The organism is Congregibacter sp. (assembly GCF_047617445.1).
GTDB lineage: Bacteria > Pseudomonadota > Gammaproteobacteria > Pseudomonadales > Halieaceae > Congregibacter.
The window spans coordinates 1-23927 of record NZ_JBLGBE010000023.1; the positions used below are offsets into that span (position 1 = coordinate 1).

23 protein-coding genes are annotated in these 23927 nt (G+C 54.5%); 11 read left to right on the forward strand and 12 right to left on the reverse strand.

Annotated features, from left to right (window positions below):
* Positions 1-37: 37 nt before the first annotated feature.
* Together ACI9KD_RS07495 and ACI9KD_RS07500 are read right to left on the reverse strand one after the other, a co-directional pair.
* Positions 38-1036: a YHYH protein gene (locus tag ACI9KD_RS07495; RefSeq protein ID WP_414980539.1), complete on the reverse strand. Its 999-nt coding sequence runs from the start codon at positions 1034-1036 to the stop codon at positions 38-40.
* Positions 1037-1337: 301 nt separating this feature from the next.
* Entirely contained in the window at positions 1338-2231 is an 894-nt protein-coding gene (locus ACI9KD_RS07500; protein WP_414980540.1) for a hypothetical protein, read from the reverse strand.
* 216 nt (positions 2232-2447) lie between these two features.
* On the opposite strand from ACI9KD_RS07500, the gene ACI9KD_RS07505 reads away from it, so the two are divergent.
* On the forward strand, positions 2448-2807 hold the full coding sequence (locus tag ACI9KD_RS07505; protein WP_414980541.1) for a rhodanese-like domain-containing protein: 360 nt from the start codon (positions 2448-2450) through the stop codon (positions 2805-2807).
* 9 nt (positions 2808-2816) lie between these two features.
* Here ACI9KD_RS07505 and ACI9KD_RS07510 read toward each other — a convergent pair whose 3' ends face one another.
* On the reverse strand, positions 2817-3878 hold the full coding sequence (locus tag ACI9KD_RS07510; RefSeq protein WP_414980542.1) for a metallophosphoesterase family protein: 1062 nt from the start codon (positions 3876-3878) through the stop codon (positions 2817-2819).
* 183 nt (positions 3879-4061) lie between these two features.
* On the opposite strand from ACI9KD_RS07510, the gene ACI9KD_RS07515 reads away from it, so the two are divergent.
* Positions 4062-4547, forward strand: coding sequence for a nuclear transport factor 2 family protein (locus ACI9KD_RS07515; RefSeq protein WP_414980543.1), 486 nt, complete (start codon positions 4062-4064; stop codon positions 4545-4547).
* Positions 4548-4601: 54 nt separating this feature from the next.
* Here ACI9KD_RS07515 and ACI9KD_RS07520 read toward each other — a convergent pair whose 3' ends face one another.
* Positions 4602-4871: a hypothetical protein gene (locus ACI9KD_RS07520; protein ID WP_414980544.1), complete on the reverse strand. Its 270-nt coding sequence runs from the start codon at positions 4869-4871 to the stop codon at positions 4602-4604.
* A 71-nt stretch (positions 4872-4942) separates the two neighbouring features.
* On the opposite strand from ACI9KD_RS07520, the gene ACI9KD_RS07525 reads away from it, so the two are divergent.
* Complete coding sequence (locus ACI9KD_RS07525; protein ID WP_414980545.1) at positions 4943-5596, forward strand: glutathione S-transferase family protein; 654 nt, start codon at positions 4943-4945, stop codon at positions 5594-5596.
* Positions 5597-5629: 33 nt separating this feature from the next.
* Here the strand turns inward: ACI9KD_RS07525 and ACI9KD_RS07530 are convergent, their stop codons facing one another.
* Both ACI9KD_RS07530 and ACI9KD_RS07535 read right to left on the reverse strand, forming a co-directional pair.
* Positions 5630-6697, reverse strand: a complete 1068-nt coding sequence (locus tag ACI9KD_RS07530; protein WP_414980546.1) for a DUF2855 family protein — start codon at positions 6695-6697, stop codon at positions 5630-5632.
* Positions 6698-6703: 6 nt separating this feature from the next.
* Positions 6704-8116, reverse strand: a complete 1413-nt coding sequence (locus tag ACI9KD_RS07535) for an NAD(P)/FAD-dependent oxidoreductase (RefSeq protein ID WP_414980547.1) — start codon at positions 8114-8116, stop codon at positions 6704-6706.
* A gap of 127 nt (positions 8117-8243) precedes the next feature.
* Here ACI9KD_RS07535 and ACI9KD_RS07540 point away from each other — a divergent pair, with 127 nt between their 5' ends.
* Complete coding sequence (locus tag ACI9KD_RS07540; protein ID WP_414980548.1) at positions 8244-8831, forward strand: TetR/AcrR family transcriptional regulator; 588 nt, start codon at positions 8244-8246, stop codon at positions 8829-8831.
* Positions 8832-9187: 356 nt separating this feature from the next.
* Here the strand turns inward: ACI9KD_RS07540 and ACI9KD_RS07545 are convergent, their stop codons facing one another.
* The gene (locus tag ACI9KD_RS07545) at positions 9188-11044 is read right to left on the reverse strand and encodes a glycoside hydrolase family 3 protein (RefSeq protein WP_414980549.1); all 1857 of its coding nucleotides are present in this window, start codon (positions 11042-11044) and stop codon (positions 9188-9190) included.
* A gap of 181 nt (positions 11045-11225) precedes the next feature.
* Here ACI9KD_RS07545 and ACI9KD_RS07550 point away from each other — a divergent pair, with 181 nt between their 5' ends.
* Positions 11226-11906, forward strand: a complete 681-nt coding sequence (locus ACI9KD_RS07550) for a DsbA family protein (protein WP_414980550.1) — start codon at positions 11226-11228, stop codon at positions 11904-11906.
* Complete coding sequence (locus tag ACI9KD_RS07555) at positions 11900-12484, forward strand: DsbA family protein (protein WP_414980551.1); 585 nt, start codon at positions 11900-11902, stop codon at positions 12482-12484. Before ACI9KD_RS07550 ends, ACI9KD_RS07555 begins: the two co-directional genes overlap by 7 nt.
* A 15-nt stretch (positions 12485-12499) precedes the next feature.
* Here ACI9KD_RS07555 and ACI9KD_RS07560 read toward each other — a convergent pair whose 3' ends face one another.
* The 4 genes from ACI9KD_RS07560 to ACI9KD_RS07575 all read right to left on the reverse strand — a co-directional run bounded on the left by ACI9KD_RS07560 (position 12500) and on the right by ACI9KD_RS07575 (position 17546).
* Positions 12500-14668 (reverse strand): DUF5916 domain-containing protein, encoded by a 2169-nt coding sequence (locus ACI9KD_RS07560; RefSeq protein WP_414980552.1) that lies wholly within the window; start codon positions 14666-14668, stop codon positions 12500-12502.
* 308 nt (positions 14669-14976) lie between these two features.
* Positions 14977-15903 (reverse strand): ATP-grasp domain-containing protein, encoded by a 927-nt coding sequence (locus ACI9KD_RS07565; protein WP_414980553.1) that lies wholly within the window; start codon positions 15901-15903, stop codon positions 14977-14979.
* 63 nt (positions 15904-15966) lie between these two features.
* On the reverse strand, positions 15967-16566 hold the full coding sequence (locus ACI9KD_RS07570; RefSeq protein WP_414980554.1) for an HAD family hydrolase: 600 nt from the start codon (positions 16564-16566) through the stop codon (positions 15967-15969).
* A complete protein-coding gene (locus ACI9KD_RS07575) occupies positions 16563-17546 on the reverse strand; it encodes a family 16 glycosylhydrolase (RefSeq protein ID WP_414980555.1) in 984 nt (327 codons plus the stop codon). Before ACI9KD_RS07575 ends, ACI9KD_RS07570 begins: the two co-directional genes overlap by 4 nt.
* A gap of 103 nt (positions 17547-17649) precedes the next feature.
* Between ACI9KD_RS07575 and ACI9KD_RS07580 the strand changes: the two genes are divergently transcribed.
* The 4 genes from ACI9KD_RS07580 to ACI9KD_RS07595 all read left to right on the forward strand — a co-directional run bounded on the left by ACI9KD_RS07580 (position 17650) and on the right by ACI9KD_RS07595 (position 21631).
* Positions 17650-19209: a long-chain-fatty-acid--CoA ligase gene (locus ACI9KD_RS07580; RefSeq protein ID WP_414980556.1), complete on the forward strand. Its 1560-nt coding sequence runs from the start codon at positions 17650-17652 to the stop codon at positions 19207-19209.
* Between the two features lie 63 nt (positions 19210-19272).
* Positions 19273-19728 carry a TlpA family protein disulfide reductase gene (locus ACI9KD_RS07585; protein WP_414980557.1) on the forward strand — a complete coding sequence of 152 codons (456 nt, stop codon included), beginning with the start codon at positions 19273-19275 and terminating at the stop codon, positions 19726-19728.
* 16 nt (positions 19729-19744) lie between these two features.
* Complete coding sequence (locus ACI9KD_RS07590) at positions 19745-20983, forward strand: hypothetical protein (RefSeq protein ID WP_414980558.1); 1239 nt, start codon at positions 19745-19747, stop codon at positions 20981-20983.
* A 117-nt stretch (positions 20984-21100) separates the two neighbouring features.
* A complete protein-coding gene (locus ACI9KD_RS07595; protein WP_414980559.1) occupies positions 21101-21631 on the forward strand; it encodes a TlpA family protein disulfide reductase in 531 nt (176 codons plus the stop codon).
* A 55-nt stretch (positions 21632-21686) separates the two neighbouring features.
* On the opposite strand, the gene ACI9KD_RS07600 is transcribed toward ACI9KD_RS07595, so the two are convergent.
* Positions 21687-22619 (reverse strand): glutathione S-transferase family protein, encoded by a 933-nt coding sequence (locus tag ACI9KD_RS07600; RefSeq protein ID WP_414980560.1) that lies wholly within the window; start codon positions 22617-22619, stop codon positions 21687-21689.
* Positions 22620-22699: 80 nt separating this feature from the next.
* Between ACI9KD_RS07600 and ACI9KD_RS07605 the strand changes: the two genes are divergently transcribed.
* Positions 22700-23923, forward strand: coding sequence for an FG-GAP repeat domain-containing protein (locus ACI9KD_RS07605; protein WP_414980561.1), 1224 nt, complete (start codon positions 22700-22702; stop codon positions 23921-23923).
* Positions 23924-23927: the final 4 nt, after the last annotated feature.

A 23927-nucleotide genomic window follows, 5' to 3' on the forward strand; every position in this document is an offset into this window, starting at 1 on the left:
AGGTTTGTGGTCATCTCGATATCCTCGATTCAATGAATCACAGAGCGCCGGTGACGCAGCGTTGGAAGAATGGATAGCTGTCCGTAGCGTAGTAGTGGTAAATCCCTCCGGGAAATTCTGGTGTGACACCGACGCGACCATTGCATTCGTCGAGATCGCCGGAGCCCGCGACGTATTCCCAATCTTGTCTAAAAGCGCCCAGAGGATAGGTCTCTACCGAGGGGCGGCTACTGCTAAGCTCGGATAAGAATTGATAGCTGCCCTGCATTGATTTAAGCGAAGACTGGGCATCGTCGGCGACGCTATAACCGTATCTAGCGTAGATAGGGAAGCCGTCAGCTGCCCAGCCTATGAGGGTCATTGTTGACTCGTCGCCACCGCGCTTGGCGATAAAACCCTCAGGCATGCCGTGGTAGTGATAAGCCCCGCCGGGTTGTACGTGAGCGTTGTTGCCGTCGGTGCCAAAATCAAAGCTCGTCTGACCAAGTGCCTCGATGCTCCAACTGCCGCTAGGGTCGCCGAGGCTGCAGGCAGTGCCGGTGTCGTCGCAGGATCCGCCGGTTCCGGCATCGATTTTTATGCCGTTGAGTATGTAGCCGGTGGTTCCGCGTGGTCCGCCGGTTTCGCTGGCGCTGCCTGTGGATACCGGGCTTAGGGTGTAGCTTGTGGAGACAGTCTGCTCGGAGATGGTGTTGGGGTTCGCGGCATTGGGGAAGGTGCCGACCTCGTGATCAGGTATGCCGTTGGCGGTGAGCTGTCGGGTCGTGTCGGTGCAGGTCCAGGTGGATTCGCTGGTGAAGTTCAACGACGGCTGGGCGTTGAGCGTTACATCCTCGTAGTCGCAGAACACGTCAGCAGTCGATGCGTCGCCACTATCCGTACCGCCGGCAGTAGTTCCGCCATCGCCGGCGTCTCCGCCCGAGTCCGCCTCTGACGCCACTTCCTCGACCGAGGTATCACTCGAACTGCTTGAGCCCCCGCAGGCGGTCAATCCTGCAAGAATGATAGCTATCGTTAAGCACGCAATCTCTTTCACTACCGTTCTCCCGTTTATTCAATTGGGATAGTAGACACTGAGAATGTGCAGAAACTGGGGAGGAATAGGTGGGAACTTAAGAAATTTGCAACGCTGCTGCTGTAGCCCGACAAGCGAGAGCGGGGTAAGGTTTCAACTAAGCGGACCATCGCCCGCTATGGCGATTTACGATCAATGATTTGCCACGGGGGGAATTGGAGAGAGTAACGCGATGACAAGGACTGCAGGGCAGTGCTTGCGCCAAGCTTGCCGCTTTTGAAGAACTTGATGCGAATTACTGTGGCGCGCTGTTGTGGGCAGACTAGCGGCCAAATAGCTTCCCAAACGCTTTGTCCAAAGCACCATCAACCTGCTCGTCGGTCTCTTCATCGACTTCCTGGTCTGCGCTATCGCCAATACGGTCGACCTGGCGATTAACCTTGCTACCAATAGCGCCCATGACACTGCCAAAAAGGCCGGGCTTCTTGGCGCTGCCTTCGCCTTCCTCGACGTCTACTGGTGCCTGCTGTGAGAAGCCACCGAGCATGGCCCCGATGCCCTCCAGATTCATAGGAGCCGCCGGTAGTTCGAAGCGCTTAGCATCCACGGGTTCGTCATCGATTTTTGTGAGCGTGAATTCACTGCCGAAGCGCAGCATGCCGGCATCTAGTCCCTCAAGCTGGTCGCGCATCGATTGAGCGTTTTCCGGGGTGGCGCCGGACGTTAGCGTTGCGGCGATTTCCAGCATTTGAAATAGAGCATCACGAAATTCAAGAGCTCGAGCGTCGTCTGAGAGCACGAGTTCTTCGGTCCGATTCTGGCCATCCTCGTCCACGAAGTTGAGCTCATAAACATCTCCTTTGATCCCGGCCACGTTTTCTGTGCGACCGGTTTTTTCTAGAGAAACAACTTCCGCATTAATGTCGCTGGGTACGGCAGAGCTGGCGTTAAAACCCATGGACTTCATGGCTGATCCTGCGTCCATGACGATCGTGTGGTCCTCTTGCTGCATGACTGTGTAGATCGTATTGTCACGAAACACGATGTAGCTATTCTCTTGGTCGGGAATGTTCACTCGAAGGAGCTGCTCTCTGTACTCGAATACCGTGGAGCCGCCTTCCTTGGATGTCATGGTGGCGGAGCCCGCTAGTGCATCGATGGCGATCAGCGGAGTGCAGCTAACAACAAGCGTAAGACATAATCTTTGGACGTACATAAAAACCTCGGGAATTGGATGCCGCGTGATCTGCCGTTGCGAAGCGATAGTAACAACGCTGGTTCGCTTACCGGTCCAATCTCGATAATACGTGTTGGGCGCCCAAACGAAAACCGCTTGGAGACTATGAGTTATTTATAAGGTGCGTATTTTTGAATATTATGAGATGCAAATGAATGCTGTATAACTGAAGAGTGGACACCTAGAGTCTTGAATATGATTAGAGTCATTGTCCTTTTGTTTTTTGGCGCGCTGCTCAGCGCTTGCGGCAACAGTAGTGATACCGGGACACTCGCCCTTTCCGCGGTAAAAGACGGCGCGGTCCTTATTGATGTGCGTACTGCCGAAGAGTTCGCCAGTGGGCATCTGTCCGGCGCGATCAACATCCCACACGGCGAGATCATCGAGGGCATAGCTGAGCTTGATGTATCTCAGTCGACCGATATCGTGCTGTATTGTCGAAGCGGCAACCGCTCTGGTATCGCTACTACTAGTCTGAGCGAAGCGGGTTTTAGCAAGGCGATGAACGCCGGTGCGTATTCCACACTCAAGCCTTTGTGGGATGCGGGCAACTAAAGCCCTGGCTTATTGGCTTGGGCAATCTTCTGGGTTTAAGCATAGATCCTCACCGTTCAGTGGACGCTTGCCGCTCTTATCCAAAATACCCGACATTTTTAGATTGGCGATGTACGCGCCGGATTTGTCTACCGTGACCCAAACCAGGTGATCCATGGACGAGCCCGAGTCAGGTAGGAACACGCCCCCGGTTGTTGCCAGACGAATGTAGTCCCGACCGTTGCGCACCGTATGCCGGTAACTGTGTCGATGCCCATGAAACACCGTGAAGGCTTGTTCACCTAAGGCGTCCTCAATGGCTTGCCAGGTGGGCATATCGTTGTTCGTCCAGGGCGCCTTATGCATGAGCAGAAAAGTCCAGCGAACGTCGCTGTTGTCCGCGATGGCGCTTCGCATGTAGGACGCCTGAGCCTGCGAGATCATCCCGGTTTCGTCTTCCGGGAGATTCGCGTACGCCGTTTTGGCAAACTCGTCCCAACCAGACTCCTTGGCGACCGCGATGGCTTGCTGACGTAAGGTGGCTATTTCTCCAAGTCTCTCGGGTGAGTGGTCTTCGGTATCTAAGACTAAAAAAAGCACGTTCCGGTAGCGCAGGTGGTAATAGCGAGGACCGAGTCGGTCTTTCCATGCTGTTCTGAGTTGCTGATTCAGTAAGTCATGGTTACCCCCTGTGTAGAACAGTGGGGCGACCGATTTTTGAGCACGCTGATCGAAGGATGTCCACTGTCGATCAATCTCAGCCCGCTCTGTACTGCCTTCAATTAGATCGCCAACGTTCACGACTAACTCAGGACGCAATAAATTCAACTGTTCCACCGCGAGTTCAAACACGCCTTCTCTTTCGCCACCTGTCAGATCAGAGAAGATTGCAAAGCGTACAGCGTCAGGGTCGTAATTTGGCGCAGCATCGGTCCAAGGTTTGGGGCCGTCTGGAACCTTATGCACTATCTGCACTATCTGCGGATCAAGATCGGGGTTGGCTAGGCTAGTGCAGGAGGCCAGAAAAACGGCGCCCGTTACAACTAGTATGAGCTTTGATGTTAGCGAGAGCGCCATGAAGAGCTGATTCATTTCAGCGTTCCTTTATCAATGTGCATCAAGAGAACTGTAGGCAGATTTTAGCCTAGTATTTAAGCATTATGGGTTCCGGCTGCGCGCCCTGTGAGAATGTTGATTGACCGCCTTGCCTTTGGAGTCACTGGTGGCGTTCACAGGGCTTTGCTAAGGTGCCCGCAGTGACAACAGGGGTTATCAATGACTTTCTTGAACGGGCCGTTTCGCAATGCGGTTAGTGTTTTTCGCAGGTCCACATCCGTGTCGCCTCGGCCTTTTGAGAGGTGGCTTGCGAGTGCTTTGTTAGGACTTAGCTTGTGCCTGTCGGGTCCCGTGGCAGCAGATGATGAGTTCACAGCTATTCGTGCCACCGTGTTCGATTACTTTGAGGGCATCAATGAGCTTAGTCTTGATCACCTGCAGCGGGCTTTTGATGCGAACGCCGCGTTAAAGAGTGTGGATGCGTCCGGTACTTTGGTCGTTGAGCCCATTGCCGACGCCATAGATCGTTGGATGCAAAGCGATGCGGTGCAGCGGCGCGGCAAAATCCTCTCCATTGATCTTTCTGGTGGCCCCATTGCGCTGGTCGTGTTTGATTACGATGGCGCCTACGTCGATTTTCTTACTCTCGCTAGGCTTCAGGGGCAGTGGAAGATCATCGATAAAGTGTTTGTTCGCGCCGAGTAGGCTGCCGCGAGCCTCGCTTGTATGGTTGATGAAGTAGAGCTGCCTCCTAAATACTCAAGAGACCGCCCACCCCATTAACGCAACGGCGATAAAACCACTGACGACCGGTCCGACGATACGGCCCCGTTTGAGTCCTCTAACCACCGACACTAAAAGCGCAATACCGATAATCAGCGCAGCCCAATCGAGTATGCCGTTGACGCCTGCGCCCTTACCAACGCCGGTAAAGAAGTCGCCCAGAGTCCCCGGTATGCCGGAGATCACTCCACCCACGGCTTCACCACTGGATTGGGCCATGCCGGCGGAGTCGGTCGTTTCGTTCATTGGAGTCACTCAGCTCAGAAGTTTGGTTAGTATGTTAGCTCTGTTTTGTTCTCTGTAGAGATTTGATGCCCATGAAAATTGACGCGCTAAAACTTTTCCATTTTCCTGGCAGCCGCAGCGCCCGTGTGCGCTGGGCGCTCTATGAGACCTTTGGGGATGATTATGAATTAGAGACCATGAAGCTGCTGGAAGGGGAGCAGTACGCGAGTCAGTTTCTGGCGGTGAATCCAAACCATGCTGTACCGGTGCTTGAGATTAGCTGGGAGGATGGTTCGGTTCAAAATATGCTCGAGAGCACCGCGATGGTGGAGTGGCTCGCCGATGCCTACCCGGATAAGCAGTTGGCGCCGGCACCTGTCCTGTCAGCCGAGCGTGCCGACTATCTTCAGATGTTGCAATTTGGGGGTGGCTGGATGGATGCGATGTTGTGGCAGATTCGCATGCATCGCGAGCTGTTGCCTGAGAGCGAGCGGGATAAGCGCACTGTTGACCGCACTTTAGAAAAATTCGCAAGCGAGGTCGAGCCTCAGTTGCTAAGGCGTCTGACTGCGTCGGACTACATGTGTGGTGGGAGCTTTAGTGCCGCAGATATTGTGGTGGGGCACAACGTCAATTGGGCCCGAATGTACGGCTTGTGTCAGGACGAGGCCTTCAAGGACTACGTGAGACGACTGGCTTCTCGACCCGCCTTTCGGCGGGCTTTTGACGATGTGGTTCGCAAGTAGCGACGTATCACATTAATAAACGCGTTATATAATTCACAGCTTGCAAATCAATCCTTCGGCCGGATTCATAGCGCCTGCACAAATGTCGGCGTAGTGTTCGCTGAACGCCTCGACGCCGCTGACTTCTTGTAGGCTAAGCCAGCTGCTCGCGCTCGCGGCCGCGCCCATAACAAAGCGTTGAGCGTTCCTGACAAACTCCCCGGGTTCTAGTGCTTTGCTGCGCTCGAGTATATAGGAAGGGGCAAAGAACCATTCATGGCGATCCCGGCCTCTGTCCAATTGAGTATCCGCTTGGTCCCAGTGCGTGAGGCCTACGCTAATAAAGTAAGTGAGATTGTCACCGAGGTGATCGCGTAGCGCCTGCGCGGTGGTTGCATTGCCCGCCATATCAACGATGACGGTGGGGATCTGCGGAACGTCGTTCAGTGCGCCATAGTCCAATGCGTCATCGTAGTAGCCCAAGCCTTTCACAAAATCGAGGTTAGCCGCAGATGTGAGACCAAGGATGGATGGCGCGTTATCGTCGTCCGCCAGCGCGTTGGCAAGGCCAATGCTGGTTTTGCTCGATGCGCTTAACAACAGTACTTGCTGCGCCCCATAATAATCATTGTCCTGAAGTTGGTCCCAGAGACAATAGGCGGTGTTGTACAAGGGCCCCAATAGTGCCTGAAGGTGCTCGGATTCGACGGATCCGCTGTTGGTTACGCGTTGGTAACGGTTATATAGAGGCGGCAATGACTGGCGATGCTCCGTGCCATCAAAGAGGCTCTTTTCCTCGGTATTAACTGGAAGCATTACCAGGGAGTCTGATGGAGGGAAGTACCCATAGAGTCGCTCGCCGATAGCAACATCGTCCGTACGTGACTCAACCACATTCGCAAAGCCCCATACCGGGATTACGCCGTAGCCATCATCGCTGGGGACCGGGAAAAACTGCCAATAGCCCAGTGTGTCTCCCGCTGCGGCGTAGGTCATGTTGTTGGCTGTGAAAGCGAAAAAATCCACAGCGACACGGATTTCGCCTTCCTTTAACGCCGATTCATTTAAGGTTGAGATGCGATGCTGGGCAAACGCTGCTTTATTGACTTCGAATCTTTGCATGGCTTGTTATTGGGCCTCCGCCTGTTTGTATTCCTGATCTAGCTTCATAAGGTTCATTACCGCAGCAACACCGTTGCTACGCATACGTTTTAAAACCGCTATCTTTTCGGGGTTGCCTTCGGCGGTCTTCACCATTTGACTAAACCCATCTAGACGGTTTTGTAGTATCCATTCGGACAAATCCCCATCTTGAGACCAGTTGTACTGGTTAGTAAAAGAGATCGCAGTGAAGTGTGCGAAATCTGTATCGGCCTCCGGCGGCGGGACTACCGCGCAGAGTCGATTTTTTTCGCCATCTCCGTGATAGTGTAACTCTACGTGAGCAACCAGTGCGGCGCTGAAAACAGGCTGATAGGAGCGTACCATTTGCGGGGTGATGACATCAGCGGCGAACACCTGAACGTCTGGTAGTTCGTCAACGGGACGCGCCGAGCAATCTACGAACAGTGTGTTTTTGCTCACCGGAAGTGATCCGCGCTGGAACTCAATCTGTTCGGTGCCCAGATGGGTGATACGACCCAGGCGCACGACATCCTTGATAGCACGCAATGCCGCGAGTTCTGCGATGGAGATCGTTGCGCCGTGGAACATCTCAGGCCGGTGGCCTTCGTCTAAGCGCAGGAAATAGCCGCAGTCTTCAAGCTTTGTGAACAGATCGTCAAAGGACTCGGCGGCAGCTGCGGATTCCATAAGTCCGGCTTGCGCGTTGAACACGTCGAAAAAGAAATCTTCAGTAGGCTGTGTGTTGCGTCGATTAAGCAGCCAGGCGTCGCGGGGTCTAATCCATTGAATTTTGTCGGGGTCACAGCCCATTTGTAACAACCATAAGCAGGCATCGATACCGGTTTTTCCGCCACCCACAATGACATAGCGATCAGGCTGATGGGTGATCTTGGGTAGGTCATTGAGCGGCATGAATTTCACGCCGTCTTCGATAGAAAAATTCGGTGTATGGGTGGACGGGACTTTGGTTTTTAGGAAGGTCGCATCGACGATCTTTTTCCTTACCTTTACCCGGTACTCATTGCCACCGACCTTGGAAACAAAGCGTCCATCGCCTTGGTAATCGCACATGGGGAAGTACTGCACGCGACCACTGGGTAAAAACTGATGCCGCATCACATCGTCAAAATACGCGCTGACTTCTGCGCCACTGGCCAGCTCATTAAGGCCGTCATTTAAGCCACCTTGTTCCACACGACCACGGCTTAGTTCGCGGGACGTGACACCGTAAAACTGCGAAGGCTGGTGAAGCTGTACAAAGGGGTAGGCCGCGTTCCAGTGGCCGCCGGGCTTTGCGTAGCGGTCAACCATAGCGATGGTGGCATCGGACTCGTTGAGCAAGACGTCGGCAAAGGCCATACCTACTGCGCCGGTTCCTACGACGAGGTAATCGACTTCTATAACGGTTTCGGGCATCACAGTGTTCCTTGTTAAGCGCTGGCCGGTAACCAGGGCAGTGGTTTTCTTGCAATATAACAGCGTTATGCATTAAGATAACGGCGTTATGCTATGCTGTCAAGCATGGCTTCTAATGGAAGAGTATGTGAGTAACAAAGAACGAATATTGATGGCGGCTTCGCAAACTCTACTAGAGAAAGGTATTGAGGGACTGAGTGTTCGTGCCATCAGTCAAAAAGCAGGACTGTCTACAATCGCGATTTACAGCCATTTCCAAGGCAAGCAGGGTGTGCTCGATGCGCTCTATGTCGAAGGTTTTGGACTGGTGCGCGATGCCATGGTGTCGGCCGCAGATATTGAAGATCCCGTTGAGGCCTTAATGGCAGGTAGCCAAAAGTACCTGGACATCGCGCTTCATAACGAAGGCCACTACCGACTTATTTTTGGCGAGACAGGCAGTAGCTATGCTCCCTCGGATGAGGCGGTAGAGGCCTCGCGGGAAGCATTTCATGTGCTGGTTCTGGGCGTTACGCGACTGTTGCGGCGCGATGCGAGTCAAGCGCTGCGCCAGCGTGCAGCATTGCGAGTGTGGGCCGTGCTACATGGTTACGTCAGCTTGCGCCATCACGTGATCGGCCCGGTAATGGATTACCGGCAGTGGCATGCCATGGCGATGGAGGCCTTGACCTTGACGGTTGCCGAAATTTCGAAGCATGGCGACCCCGCAGTCTAGTGCGACTAAGTACCACCATAGCGACCCTTTCCCACTAACCGACGTTTACTGTCAGGTTCTTTTAGGTTTGACGATTGCGACGCGACAATGAGCGCGTTTAAACAGGTCTACGCGCATCACGTTCCTCGAACGTAAAAGCGTTAACGCCACACTTATAACTGGTGGTCCAACAGTAGACCTAACGTTTTCCGGTGACTTTTCCCCGCCGGCTATACCGATATGATCATCCAGTATGACAACGGAAAAGGCGACTCCATCAGAGGTAAGCGCGTAGCGGCGGGTATGTTCAGCGACACCGTGCGTCGTGCCTGAGGCGGTATTGTGAGTAAGAATAATGGGGGCTGCACCGCGGCCCCTCAGTAGTCGCTAAGTCCAAATCCAAACTTAAACAACGCATGCTCGGCGTTTGCTTCCAAAGGGATGTCCTCAATACGCGCCGGCCATGCGTAGGGTGACTTTCCGGCAGGCTTAAAGCCGTCCACGGAATAGAGAAAGTCAGCAACACCGGCTCCTTCTGATCCGGGTAGCCATGCAGCAATAAACGCATCGCTGTTCTGCAGTACGTCAGTAACCACAAGCGCTCGGCCTGATATGAGTACCACGACGACCCGTTTGCCCAGCGACTGACACTCTGCGATCAGGGTTTTGTGTTCATCGGAAATCCATAGCTGATCGCTATCGCCCTTGAACTCCGCGTAGGGGCTTTCGCCCACGACCACCACGACCTTTCTGGCGCGCATAGCACTGTGACAACCGTCTTGGGCGTACTCCACGTCTTGTGCGACGGCGTTGATGCCTTCAAGAATAGTCGTCGCTCCTGCATAGCTTTCACTTTTTCCCTGCCAGTGTATTGACCAGCCGCCACTCTGCAGGCCGCTATTGTCGGCATGCTTACCGACCACTGCGAGGGGCTCTTCTCTTTGCAGCGGCAGGACACCACCTTCGCTTTTGAGCAATACCATAGATTCCCGCACGGCTTGGCGAGCAATCTGACGATGTTCAGTGGAGCCTATGGTCGAAGCGTACTCGCGATTGCCAAGAGGATTGTCAAATAAACCCAGGTCAAACTTCATGCGCAGGATTCTACTGACCGCGTCGTTGACGCGGCTCATGGGAACGGTGCCATCGGTCACCGATGCTCCAAGCTTTGCTATGAACTCCTCGTGGTTCCCAGGTTGCATGACGATATCGATGCCGGCATTCAAAACCAGATGCGGGTCGCCCCATCGTAGGCCGCCATTCCAGTCAGTGATGACTACGCCCTCGAAGCCAAGTTCATTCTTGAGCACCTCGTTCACCAGATATCCGTTCTGGTGCATGTTCACGCCGTTCACCGAGTTAAAGCCAACCATGATTGACGCTATGCCTTGCTCAACGGCTGCGGCATAGGGGGGGAGGTAGTCCTGGCGCAGTTCCCGCTCTGAGATCGTGGTGTTACCACCTTCGATGCCACCGTCAGTTCCGCCGTCGCCGATGTAGTGCTTAGCGGTGGCAGCTATTGTGTGGGGGAGTGAAAGGTCCTCGCCTTGGTGGCCGCGCACTGACGCAATAACCGCAGCCGTGGTGAGATCGCGATCCTCGCTAAAACCCTCGTAGACGCGTCCCCAATGCTCATGCTTTGGCATGGCGATACAGGGAGAGAAGGTCCAGTTAAAACCAGTGCCGGCTGCCTCTAAGGCTGTGATCTGCGCTGAGCGTTGAATAAGTTCGAGGTTGCGGGTCGCTGCCATGCCAATGTTGTGCGGAAAAATGACCGCACCTTCGAAGGTGTTTTGACCGTGCACCGCATCCACAGCCACCAGCAGTGGTATGCCCAAACGGGTATGCTGCGCGGCCGTTTGAAACTCATCAAACTTGTCGATCCAATCCAGTGGTGATGCGCCAGGGGTGGGCCCTTCGGTGTGAATGATGGAGCCAATTCCAAACTGCTGAATCACCGCGGGAGATACATTGTTATGCCAGACTGATTGGGTGATCTGGCCGAGTTTCTCCTGGAGCGTCATCTCGCCGACTAGTGCTGCTACCTTTTCGCTCTGCGTATCGTACTGGCACAGATCAAATTGTTGCGTGCCGTGCAGACATACCGTCGTTGATGAGTCTGGTGTGGGTGCGAGGCCAGTGGTACAGGCGATCAATGACAGAAAGGGTATCGCTAAGCCACCGAAGCATAGGGCCGAGGAGCTGGCGCGGCGAGGTACAACGACCTGATTCATTATTGTACTTTTCAATTTATGGTAACGACGTGTTGTTTTATCTTACTGCGCTGCGTGCGATCTTGTTAAGCGGTTTTCAGTGAATTTCTGTTGAAGCCGCCTATAGGGCGCGTCCGGGGTGTTTTATCTGCCCTCAATACTGCGAAGATACAGCTTCGGCAAATGGTTAATTGGAGGCCGTATGCATCCACTCGAAAGTGACGCTCCCTTGATCGTCTATCTAGACGTCAAGAGCCCCTATGCCCTCGTCGCGGTACAGCCGACACTCGCGCTTGAGTCTGAGTTGGGTCTAGCATTTGATTGGCGACCTTTAACACTCGACATCCCCAGTTTTCTTGGCTCCGCCGAGAAGCGTGATGGCAAGGTCGTGCAGTCGTGCGGACGCAGTGATCGTATCTGGAGGGCTATTCGCTATTCTTACCTCGACGCTCGTCGCTATGCCGAGCGTCAGGGTCTGATGCTCAAAGGCACTGAAAAAATCTGGGATTCGCGCATTGCCAACATTGCCATACTCTGGGCCATGAAGACGGACCGATCGAAGCTTCCTGATTACTTAAATACAGTTTTCCCACCGTTCTGGCGGCGCGAGCTTGATATCGAAGATATTGCTGTAGTCCAAGAATGTCTCAGCCGCGCTGGAATAAGCACAATCGGTTTTGAGGGTTTCGTAACGTCCGAAGGGGGACAGGCGCATGATTCCCTGCAGGGTCTTTTTCACGAGCATGGACTATATGGTGTGCCGAGCTATGTTCTAGATGGAGAAGTTCTTCGCGGGCGAGAGCATATCCCTTATTTGCGTTGGCGCTTGTCTGGTTCCATTGGAGAAGCTCCTGACATTGCCTACGAGTTGCCCGCATGTTGACTGTATATATAGATTTTAAATCTCTGCCCTCGTGTCTGGCCTTAAAACCGGCCCTGGAGATGGCAAGCCGCTATAGCGTCTCCATAGACTGGTGCCCCTTTCTCACCTGGGAGCGAGATATTCCACTGGAAACTCATGATGTTGCGCTGACAAAAAGGCATCATGAGGTGCGGCTAGCCTCCCAGCGCGCGACGGACAAGATGTATGCGGCCCTACAGGGCTTAGATCTAAATTACCCCCCAGTCGCCGTGGAGGCAGATCTTGCCTTAGGTGCATTGGCACTCCTGGGCGGTGATAAGACTGTGTTTGTACAAGCAGCATTCAATGCTTACTGGCGGCTTCACGCCGACCTGGACGATGAAAAAGTGGTGGCTGATCTGCTGAGTGAGTCAGGTTTTGATCATGAGTTCTCAGCACCGTCTGCACGTGCAGCATTAGCGATTGCTCAAAACTCTGCACAGGAACGCGCTGTGGTTGATGCGCCATGCTTTGTTATTGCATCGCAGGTATTTGTGGGGCGTCAACACCTACCTTGGATCGAAGAGTGTTTGGTCGCGGAGCTCGCAAAGGGGCATTAGAGAGTTGCCAGTTGTTTAATTGAAAACATCGAAAAGATAGTTGTACTTGATGACAAATTGGCGGTCCGCCGGGAGTGCCCCCGGCAGACGCTCGTCAAACTCGTTGTAAACCACATATAGACCGGAGTTGGCCGTGCGTAGTAGTGAAAAGCGCAGGTTGGTGGATAGTGTTTCAGTGGAATCGTTGTATTGGATGACGGCCTGTAAAAGCGCCTTGGGTGAGAACGAATAAGATAGGCGCAAGCGCGTTAGCGCCACCGAGAAGTCGCCTCCGGGCACCGGCAGATCAAACTCGGTGTAAACCACTGACAGCTCGGTACTGAAAGTTTCACCGATACGATAGGCAAGCGTGGGTGCAAAACGTACGCGGTCGCCACCAAATTTTTCGCCAACGTTGAGTCGGGTTTGAAAACTCAATGGTTTGGAAAGATCTGTATTAAAAGAGATCTGCGCCTCCGGTCCCGAATAGGTGCCCGCGGGGACAAAGACGTCGTCCACAATTTCGAAAGGCTCCTGCACGCCATCTTTCACATAGTTAACGCCCGTATCAACGCGATAGCCGTTGCGGAACTCCCAGTGTGTATCCAGATGCTGAAAGCCGGTCTCCAAAAACCCGTCAAGATCCCAATAATTGCGTACAGAATAGTGGGGACGAACTTCGAGGAGTCCTAGAACATCGTTCGGTCTAAAGCGCCGCATAACAAAGGCTTCGACGCGTTTGTAGTCGTCACGTAACAAGAATCCAACTTCGGGGTTGAAGTCCTCATGGACCTCAGAGTATTCGAGACGGGAGGACCAGCGAGCGGCGTCGTAATTGGCGTTTAGCGCGAAGGCATGATCGTCGCCATCAAGCCCGGGGGTTCTTGTCTTGGCGGCCCAGCCCGAGAGCAGTAAGTTGTCACCGATGCCGATGCGTCCGTCGATGGCATAGGCGTCATTTTCGTCGGGCGACCCGTCTGCCTTGAGGCTTCCGTCACCTCGTCGTTGCACGACCATGGCGCCGATTGCGGACCGGTTGGGTAGCTCCTCATTGATGCGAGCAACCAGGAAGTCGTTTTGTGGTGCGATCCCGGGAAGGCCCTCATCTCTCATGTAGAGAAGGCCCACGTTGGTGCTATCGCCTACTTTGCCGGACAGTCGCAGGCCGCCGTCAATGGGCACCGGCGCTCCGTCTACGATGCCTATACGCCGCGAGAAGAACAGCTCAACTTCCTGCGCATCGCCCACGTTGAATTGCTCGGCGTTTTCCAGAAAGAAGGGTCGCTTCTCGGGAAGAAACACGCTGAAGCGATCGAGGTTTATGACAACATCGTCTACCTCGACCTGGGCAAAATCCGTGTTGTAGGTGGCATCTAAGGTCAGACTGGGTGTGATGGAGTACTTCACATCCACACCGACTTCTTCGTCGGTTGATGTGCCCTCGAGGGCGCCGCCGCGCCGGGCGCTACCCAGAGCGTAGGGTGTGACTTGCAGGTTCCGCGGGCGAGGAGCTTCGATTCCGCGCACCGTGCCTGCTTCCGATACGCGATTGAGACTGCGCTGCCGATCAAGAGGTGCCCAGAATGCTATCTCGTTATTGCGTCGTATGTTGCGCTGAAAATTCATGCCCCAGGCAGCATCCGGCTTGCTCCCATAACGCAAGGTGGTGAAGGGAATCTCAAACTCGGCACTCCAGCCCAACTCGGTGATAGCCGCGACCACGCGCCAGCTCCCGTCCCAGTCGAGATTAACCTCGCCTTCTTTGACGACTTGCCCGTCGTATTCAATGCCGGCGGGGTTTGTGCCAAAGACGTAGCCATTTTGACGATCGCGGAGTCCGTCGATAATGACCTGGAAACCATCCGTTTGTGCCAATGACGAATCGCGGCGGCTATCGGTTACGAGAATCGAGTCCGGGGCATCATCGAAGGCGATTACGCCGATATAGAGTGCCTCTTTTGTAAAGCCGACACGCACTTCGGTGCGTTGGCTTGCGGCGCGTCCCTCGTCTGGTTGAATCTGCAAGAATCCGCTGAGGGGCTGCACACCTAGCCAGGTTGGATCGTTTTGCACGCGCCCGTCAAGTAGAGGGGCATTGGCAAGCTTTACTGCTGTGCCCTCGGGGCGCGGGAGGGACTCAGAGGCAAATAACTGCCCTGCGATTGCGGCACAGCTCAGAGCCAGTAGAGTAAGAAAGCAGCGCATAAATACCCTTGGGGCGACGGCAGAATGTTTTTATCGCTCAAGTGTACATTAGTTCAAATCAAGGAATTGTCCTGCGCTGGAGTAGGAATAAAGTCGCCGAGGGGATAGTCTGCTCCGATGAATATTGACCCTAGAACGAGCAGAGATTCTATTGATGGGCTGCACGATCGCTTGCGCATATCGGCCTTCTGGATCGGTCTTTTAGGCTTTGTGATTAATGGCGGGGCGTCTGGACAAACGTAAGAGACTGCAATTCGCGAATTGCAGCTTTCGGTTAAGCGTTCTTGGCAAACCCTTGATGCCCGTTTTTAGGCGATGACTGCTAGTTCGGTTTGCAGCAGGCTAGCGATGGCTTGCATACCCGATACCCCAGCTTTGTGCTCCGCTCTCGGGTTGTAATTGGTGTTGGTATTAATGTCGTAGGTATAGCGCTGACCATCGGCGTCGACAATGTTCTCGACTCCGGCCACGTGTATGTCGTTGGCGATCAGCATGCGGCGGTAATCCTCAATGATTGGATCGTCAAAGCCTTCTAGGATTTCGAACTTGGCAGTCGATGTTGCCGGACACACCGTCGCGTCCTCGTCCTGACATTCATCCGCAGGGCAGAGCAAAAACCCATCGGAGGTGTCGACGCGCACGGCGTAGACAAACTCCTGGCCCACGAACTCGCAGCGCGTAATGAAGGGCTCGGGTGCGTCAATGTATTGTTGTATGAGTGTGATGCCGTCGATGGGTTCTTCGAAGGATGTGCTGTTTACATAGTCATTGAGTTCTTCTACAGATTGGAACAGCCGGACGCCCAAGCCTTTTCCTGCACGATTGTGCTTGGTAATAAATGGCGCTCCCATACTCGCGCCGGCAGCCGCGAGTCCTTTTTTACCGACAACGGCTATGGTGCGCGGTGTCTTTATCGCCTGCGCTTCAAGCGCGGAGTATTGCGCGACTTTGCTCAGTTCTAACTGTAAGGCCCGTCCGGGGTTAAGCACACGGCGGCCATGACATTCTAACCAGGACAACACAGCTGCAGCGTACTCGGGTGCATAACGATGGCCTCGGGTATGTGAGGAGGCACTCATACGGTTGTAGAACACACCGGTTGGCGGCGCCGCCGATAGGTCGAGTTCGCCTTCATTCAGAAACCAATCCTCATAGGGCACGTCCAAAGCGTCCAGTGCATCCATCAGAGGACTGCTCCACTCACGATTTTCGTGGATGATATAAACCTTATGCATGGTAGGGCCTTTAGCTAGAACTGCGTGTCTATTTGTCGATGGGGATACGGCGCGGAGCGCTGCTTAGATTGCTGAGCTCTCGATCCACAACGTTAATGAACTGAACTGTCTGAGTACGCGGACTCCCGCGCCATACTCTGTAGGTACCTCTCCGTCACCTACGTACAGTACGGGAAGCATGCCGGCACGTTGTGCCGCTTCAATATCGTAGCGAAAGTCACCGACGTAAGCGCAGTGCTCTGGTGGTATACGCCAGTCAGAAGCTAGCGCGAGAAGTGCTTCGGGGTCAGGTTTAGGTGCTGCATCTTCGCGGGCTTTTAGGGGCATCGCCGGCATACCTAATCGCTCCATGGTCAACTGTGCAGCTTGACGACTATTGCGCGTGACGATGGCAATAGGGATTTGTTGCTGACGGAGGGCGTGAACGGTTTGCTCCGCACCGGGCATCCAGTGTGCAGCTTGAGCGCCGGCGATTTCGTGCCGATGAATAATTGCCATTGCCTGGTCACGGTCTCCCTGTGATGAAAGGTCGGCGATGTATTCAAGTAGGCCCACTTCTTCGGGCGCGCCTAATTGTTGCCTCATGGCCGCAAAGTCGAGCTGTGAGTCCACGAGTGTACCGTCCAGATCAAAGATCACGGCGCGAAGACCAGCGCGATTCATCGGTGGTGTTTGGAGTGTTGTTGGGCGATATGTGACCAGTTCTCCAGGGGCTCAGCGTCGTATTGATAAATTCGCAGCCAGTCGTAACGTGCGCGCATGGGATAGCGGTTGCCCCGTTTGTTACCGCCAAACACGTCCTGAATATCGTCGTTGGGAATCCAGAAGTTCATCATCACGTCTGTAAATTGATCGGGTATGGGCGTGGGCCTTCGCTGTGGGTCTACGCAGGCTGGATCACAGTCCAGGTCATCGGCTGTCAGCGATTTGACCCGTTCTCCGTCGACATACCAGTTAATACGATCCGGCAGCCACTCGATGGCGAACACGCGCCAGCTATCTACCGGGCCGACATCGATTTTGTCTTCCCAAGCGCCAAAGCGTCGGGTTTCCAACCAGCTGATGGTGTTTAGTCCATAAATCAGGTTGGCCTGAAATTTATCGGGACGACCGCCTTCGAGTTCAATATCGATCTCTTCCCATTCGCGGTCAAACTGCTCGTTTCCTTCGTTGACATAGGTAAACAAAGAAGAGATATACCCCGATGCAGTACGTCGGTCAGGTGCTTGCATCCGTGTTTCGATGCGGCCATAGCGCATGCGTAACTCCGATCGAGTGCGCACTTCGCCACAGACAAAGTCATAGGCCTCTTTTATTTCCTGGTGATTTTGTGACCAACCGCCGGGGACATGATGTTCATCGATGAGTAGCTCCAGGGTGCCGTGGTTGATTTGCACACCTAGATCTTGAAATCGACACATGGACTCTTTGCCCACTGCTCCGTCGCCCTTGGCCCATACGGCATCATCGAAGGTATCGAAGCGCTCATCCAATACCAGTGAAAATCCCGCATAGGAGCCGGTATAGTCTGGATAGGCCTGAGGCAATCCCCGATCAGCCAGTACCACCTCGTTAGCGAACAGTATCGGCAGCATAAGCCCCGCACAAAGTAAAATCGGCATGAGGTTTTTGAATTTGGGCACGTGATTCCCTCGCTTGCTCCGGATGTCTAGTATAGCTGGCGGAGCTTTAGCGTTGGGCTCAACGATTTTTGGGTATCGAAGCCAGAATTATAAGGATAAGTACATGTATTCAGTCACAGAGTTCCTCACGTCCAATGCGCGTGCAATACCCAGTGCGCCCGCCACACGGCATCTTGGACGCAGCCACAGTTGGCTCGATATGCAAACACGGGTTGCGAGTCTTGCCGCGGCGCTTCGGGGGATGGACGTTGAAGCTGGCGAGCGTGTGGCGATCTTGGCGCTGAACAGCGATCGCTATCTGGAATACTACTTTGCCGTCTGGTGGGCCGGTGCCGTCGTCGTGCCGATGAATACCCGCTGGTCCGCGGCAGAGAATGCCTACGCGCTAAAAGATGCTGGCGCGACGGTGCTTTTTATCGATGATGCCTTTGCACCGATGTTGGACGCGATTACCCAAGAAATGCCTCTTAAGAGTGTTGTCTTTACGGGTGAGGGTGACAGACCCGAAGGGTCGCTGGATTACGAGACCTTAATTGCCTCGAATGAGCCTTGCCAGGATGCCAGGCGCAGTGGTGATGATCTGGCGGGTCTGTATTACACCGGCGGTACCACTGGCTTTCCCAAGGGGGTGATGCTGTCTCAGCAGGCGATCTGGTTCAATAATCTGAGCGTGAGTAGTGGCTCTGACTATCTGTCAGGCGATGTGTATCTGCATGCTGGGCCTATGTTTCACCTTGCCGACGGTGCGTTCTCTGGTGCGGCCTGTACCGGCGGACTCTGCCACACGTTCTTGCCAGGTTTCGATCCGGTAAAAGTGATGGAGTTGATCGAAGGAGAGCAGGTAACGCACACGCTCATGGTGCCCACCATGTTGGGCATGCTGGTGAATCACTCGGATTTTGATCCCCAGCGCTTGCGCACGCTGCGCAGCGTAGCTTACGGCGCCTCACCGATGCCCGAGGGACTCATGCTGAAGTTATTAGAAATACTGCCCTGGATGGGTTGGACGCAGGGTTACGGGCAGACGGAGATGGCGCCAATCATCACGCTGCTTGCCGCAGAGAATCACACTCTTGAGGGGCCGCAGGCAGGCAAACTACGCTCCGCCGGTCGAGCCGGACCGGGTGTCGAGATTCGAATTTGCGACGATGAGGGCAAGGATCTTCCCAACGGCGAGGTCGGCGAAATTGTCGCGCGATCTCCGGGTTCGATGCTGGGTTACTGGAATCGACCCGAGCAAACGGCCGAGACATTGAAAGACGGTTGGGTTAATACGGGCGATGGCGCTTACCGGGATGATGATGGTTTTATATTTATCGTGGATCGCTTGAAGGACATGATTGTGACCGGCGGAGAGAACGTTTTTTCGGCGGAGGTCGAAAGTGCTGTTTCCACGCACGCCGCCGTGGCCGCTGTGTCGGTGATCGGTATTCCCGACGAGAAGTGGGGGGAGACCGTTCATGCAATCGTGATCCTGCACGAGGGTCAGAGCGTGACAGTAGAAGAGTTGCTGGAACATACGGTCCCGATTATTGCCAACTACAAGCGGCCACGTTCCATGAGTTTCCGCAGCGAGCCTTTTCCATTATCCGGGGCCGGGAAAATACTCAAGACAGAGCTACGCAAGCCCTTTTGGGATGATCAGGCGCGTAGCGTGAGCTGAGTTCGAGGCTGAGCTGATAGCGATATGCTATAGTACCTTGCAGGCTTTTATAAAGGTGATGCGTTGAAAACCAAACAGCAGCAGACTCGATCGTTCGTGCTACTGGTAGCTCTATTGGCTTCGGTGTTTGCCACGGCAGCAGACGACAGCGAGGAGAATGGCAGCTGGCGTTTGGTGAATTACTGGTCGGAGTGGTGTTCGCCTTGCCGTAAAGAAATACCCATGCTGAACGCGCTGAGCGAGGAGCTTGCATTGAACGGCGTGCAGCTTGTCGGAGTAAACTTTGATGATGATCCTCGGGATGTCACGCTTAAGATTGCGAAATCCCTGGGTATCAATTTTCCCACATTGACTCGCGAGCAGATCATCGACTCCGAGCTACCAGCGCCTAGTGTTATGCCTACAACCTACATTGTGTCGCCGGCTAATGAGGTGGCGGGTACGCTCATTGGCCTGCAGTCCCGGGAGCAAATCGTCCAGAGGCTCTCCCAGCTAGGCCTCTTCAGTGATAAACCGTGAGGGTGGCATGTCGACTATGAGACGTTTAACACTTGGATCTCTGCAAGGAGCACTACTACTCTGCCTTGTGGCTGTCAGCGCTGGTCTTACGGCTGTTGCTGATGCGGCTCCAGTTAACGTTCAGCACCAGATTGTGCAGCTGCCATCACCGGCTCCGCCTAATAGTGAGCTGTCGCGGGTAACGAGTGATGAATTTGGGAGCGTGTATCTGTCCTGGGTGACTCAGGGCGAGCCCCAGGCGCAGCTTGCTTACGCAAAATTGATTGATGATGCCTGGAGCGTGCCGCAAAGCATTAGCAAAGGTACGAATTGGTTTGTTAATTGGGCTGACTTCCCTGTGCTTTCGATGAACGCGGGCACTGGTGTTGCACACTGGCTGCAAACCAGTGGCGAGGGCGCTTACGACTACGACGTGGTGGCGAGCTTTTACAACCCAACTCAGGCGCAATGGGGCGAAGGTATCGTTATAAACCGTAGCGGTATCGCGGCGGAGAACGGATTTGTATCGATGCTCCCGATGGCAGGGCAGCAAACACTGATAGCCTGGCTGGACGGTCGAAACACCAAGAACCAACCGGAGGCCGGCCCTATGACCTTACGAGCCGCCGTGTTCGATGCCGCTGGCGATAATTTGCGTGAATGGGAGCTTGATCAGGCAAGCTGCGACTGCTGTCAAACCAGTGCCGCAATGACGGATGCCGGCCCGGTTGTAGTCTATCGTGATCGCACTGCAAATGAAGTGCGAGACATCGCCATTGTGCGCTTGATTGATGAGGCTTGGACGCAGCCTGAAGTGATTCATAAGGACGACTGGCAGGTCATGGGTTGTCCGGTCAACGGGCCTGCTGTAGCCGCTAGAGATAATGTAGTCGCCGTGGCGTGGTTCACCGCCAAGAACGACTCACCCAAGGTGCAGCTGGCCATATCCTCAGATAGTGGTGCAAGCTTTGCGCCCCCCACGCTGGTAGCGGGGCCGGATACCAATGGTCGCGTCGATGCCGAGATCCTCGACAACGGTGAAGTGGTTGTTAGTTGGTTGGATACCCGGGTTGAGGCCACAATCATGCTCTCTCGCTTTAGTCCTGCGGGGCAGCCAATAGACAGCATCGATGTTGCTTTGACCAGCGCCTCTCGCCGCAGTGGCTTTCCGGTTATCGAGAGCGTCGAAAACACCGTCTATGTGTCGTGGACGGACATCAGTGATACACCCAGAGTTAAGGTGGCGCGTGTCATCTTTGATGGCATTCAAGAGTAAATGCGCGTGCAGATTGTTGCGCAGTATCAGCGTGGCTCTACACCTGTTGCCATAAGCAGCGATAATAATCTGAGGATGGTTTAGGATCATCGCTAAAGAGCAATCAGGTAACAGCTCATGAAACGATTTCTCACCCTGGCCCTGCTGATGCTGCTGGCCGGTCAAACTCTCGCCGTCAACCAAGGTGACGTTGCACCTACCTGGTCAGGCAAGGACCTGATTACGGGCGATACCGTGGTGTTCCCCGAAGTGCTGGAGGGAAAGCCGGCGGTGATATTGTTCTGGGCTACCTGGTGCCCCTATTGCAAGGCATTTATGCCCCGGGCCCAGGAGATTCAGGCGGAGTATGCAGAGGCGGGGGTAAAGATTATCGGTCTGAATCATAAAGAACGCGGCTACGGTGATGCAGCGGCTTACGCCAAGTCTCTGGGGTTTCCGCTAACTGCGATTGCTGATGCCGATGCCATCGGGGACGCCTGGGCCATCGACTTTATCCCCGGTCTTTTGGTGGTGGACGGAAGCGGCAATATTGCTTACCGCCGTCGCAGCACGAACCTGCCAGCGGGAAAAAAAGTGTCCCAGATATGGGCGAGCGAAGTTCGAGCCGTGCTGGATCAATTGCTCCAGTCTCCTGTTAAGGAGCCTTAGCCGGGCCGAGCTAGCGACAAAATGGCGTTGCTCAGCGCAGCTTTGAGTGGCACCACTACGTTTTAATGGCGGCCTGTAGCGCATAACCGCTGCGTGGAAAATGTACATGCAGTTCGCCGAACATCTCTGTTTCACGAGCAATGATGACCCGGTCAGTCGTGACCGCCACCAACGTGCCGCTCACCGCAACCACACCGTAATCTTCAGGCTGAATCTCAATAAACTGACCAAGTTCCAGGTCATCGATGGCGTCACTTGTGGGCAAAGGGCGTGGAGCTGAGCTTTGGGCCCTTTCGAAGGCGTCGTCTTGGGTGATCTCGTGCCGGTCTCCGTGACCAAACTGGCCCAGTTGCTCGTACCAGTGGCGGACTTTTGTGGCTGATGGCGGCAGGTCTCCGCTGCAGCTTAGGTGCAACCAGATGGGGTGGTACACAGCGAAGTCAGCGACGCTGGGTGTGTCGCCGCCGATCCAGGTTTGTGTGGCCAGAATGCCCTCGAGGGTTTCAAAGATACCGAGCATGATGTCTTTCGCATCGGCGGCGGCTTTGGGTTTGCTCGTGCCTCCTTTTAAAAGACCGCTGCGATCCTTTACGAAACGATAGGCGCCCAGTGGTCCAAAGCCTCGAAGCATGGTGCCAAGAAGACTTAGTCTCGGCACTGACATAATGGCCGCAAAAAACCCATCGCCCTCTGCTCTTTTCATGAGCTCAAGAGAGGAGCCACTTGCACGGTAGGGGTCCAGGGACGGGTTCTGGGTCGCTGTGGCAATCTCCTGTGCGATCAACGCCGAGTCACAGAAGATATCAGCGCCAAGTTGCGCAATAGGAATCCGGCGGTAGCCCCCGGACAGGGGGTCCACATTGGGCCGGGGTGGCCAGGCCGGAGAGATGAGAGAGCACCAACTACTATTTGTGAAGCCGAACATCAGGCGTATCTTCTCCGCATAAGGGGAGCTTTCGTAGTGGTGCAGGATTATAGAGTCGTCCATGCCTTCTTCCTTTTGTCCATATGAGGCGCACAGTTCGCCAAGGAATGTGTCTGGTTTACTGGCAGCTTATACTAAAGCCCATGAGACAAATTCGTATACCTGCTGTTTTCACGCTGGCATTTGCCGTCATGCTAGTCACGGCCTATGACATTTCGGGGGTGATCGCAGCCGAGAAGGCTGGCGCGCGATCCTTTAACCGGAGTTTGGCCTTGGAGGATGCCGCCTATACCTCGGCTAACGTCAGTTTGGGGGATGTGAATGGTGATGGTCATCTAGATGTGATTCTTGTGAAAGGCCGTCACTGGCCGCTTCAAAATCAAGTCCGACTGGGTGACGGCAAAGGTGTCTTTACCGCGGCTGCATCCGTAGGGCCGGGCCCGGATCGGTCCTACACCGGGGCGCTTGTTGATCTGGATGGGGACGGAGACCTGGACATGATCGTGAGCAACGACTCGCCGGATCCCAAGCGGGTGTTACACAATGATGGCAACGGCAGCTTCACCGAGGTTCAGCAGTTCGGCACCCCAGACTGGAATACCCGCCATGTGTCCGTGGCAGATTTGAATGGCGACGGGCGTCCGGACGTAATCGCTGCGAATCGCGGCGGTCCCATGGGTACCGAGAGCTTTGTTTGCTTTGGTGTCGCCAGCGGGCTGCTTCAAAATCCCTGTACCGTTGTGTATCGGGGATCAGCGACTACTATCACACCCGCAGACATGGATGCGGATGGCGATCTCGATCTGGTGATTCCACACCGAGATGGTGGCCAAAGTGAGCTGCGGCTGAACAACGGCGAAGGCGCGTTTATGGAGCGAGAGACGTTCGGGCCCAAGGGCGTTGGGTATCGGTCTGCTGCCGTCGCAGACTTCGATGGCGATGGTCTTATGGATATTGCCGTTATTGCCCCGGGTTCACGCACTGGAATTGAAACCCAGGGCCCGGATGGTGGCAGTGGCGTGATTGCCGCGCCTCGTAGGGGGGTTTTCTACGGAAGATCCGATGCGGGCTTTGAGAGTCTTACGCTCCTGAGTGAATCGGCAGAGCGCCCTTACTCTATTCTTGCCAAAGATGTGGATGGTGATGGCCGAATCGATCTGGTTGTGGGCCACGTCGAGGCTCGCCCTGTAGTTTGGTTTAACGAGGGCCTGCGCGGTTTCACACCCGTGTCCTTCGGCGAAGCCAAAGGTACGGCCTATGGTTTTGCCGTGAACGACTTGGACGGTGATGGCTTTATGGACATCGTTGTAGCGCGATCGGATGCACCCAATATGATTTACTTTGGGAGCGCCGATCCGTCGGATTGAGAAC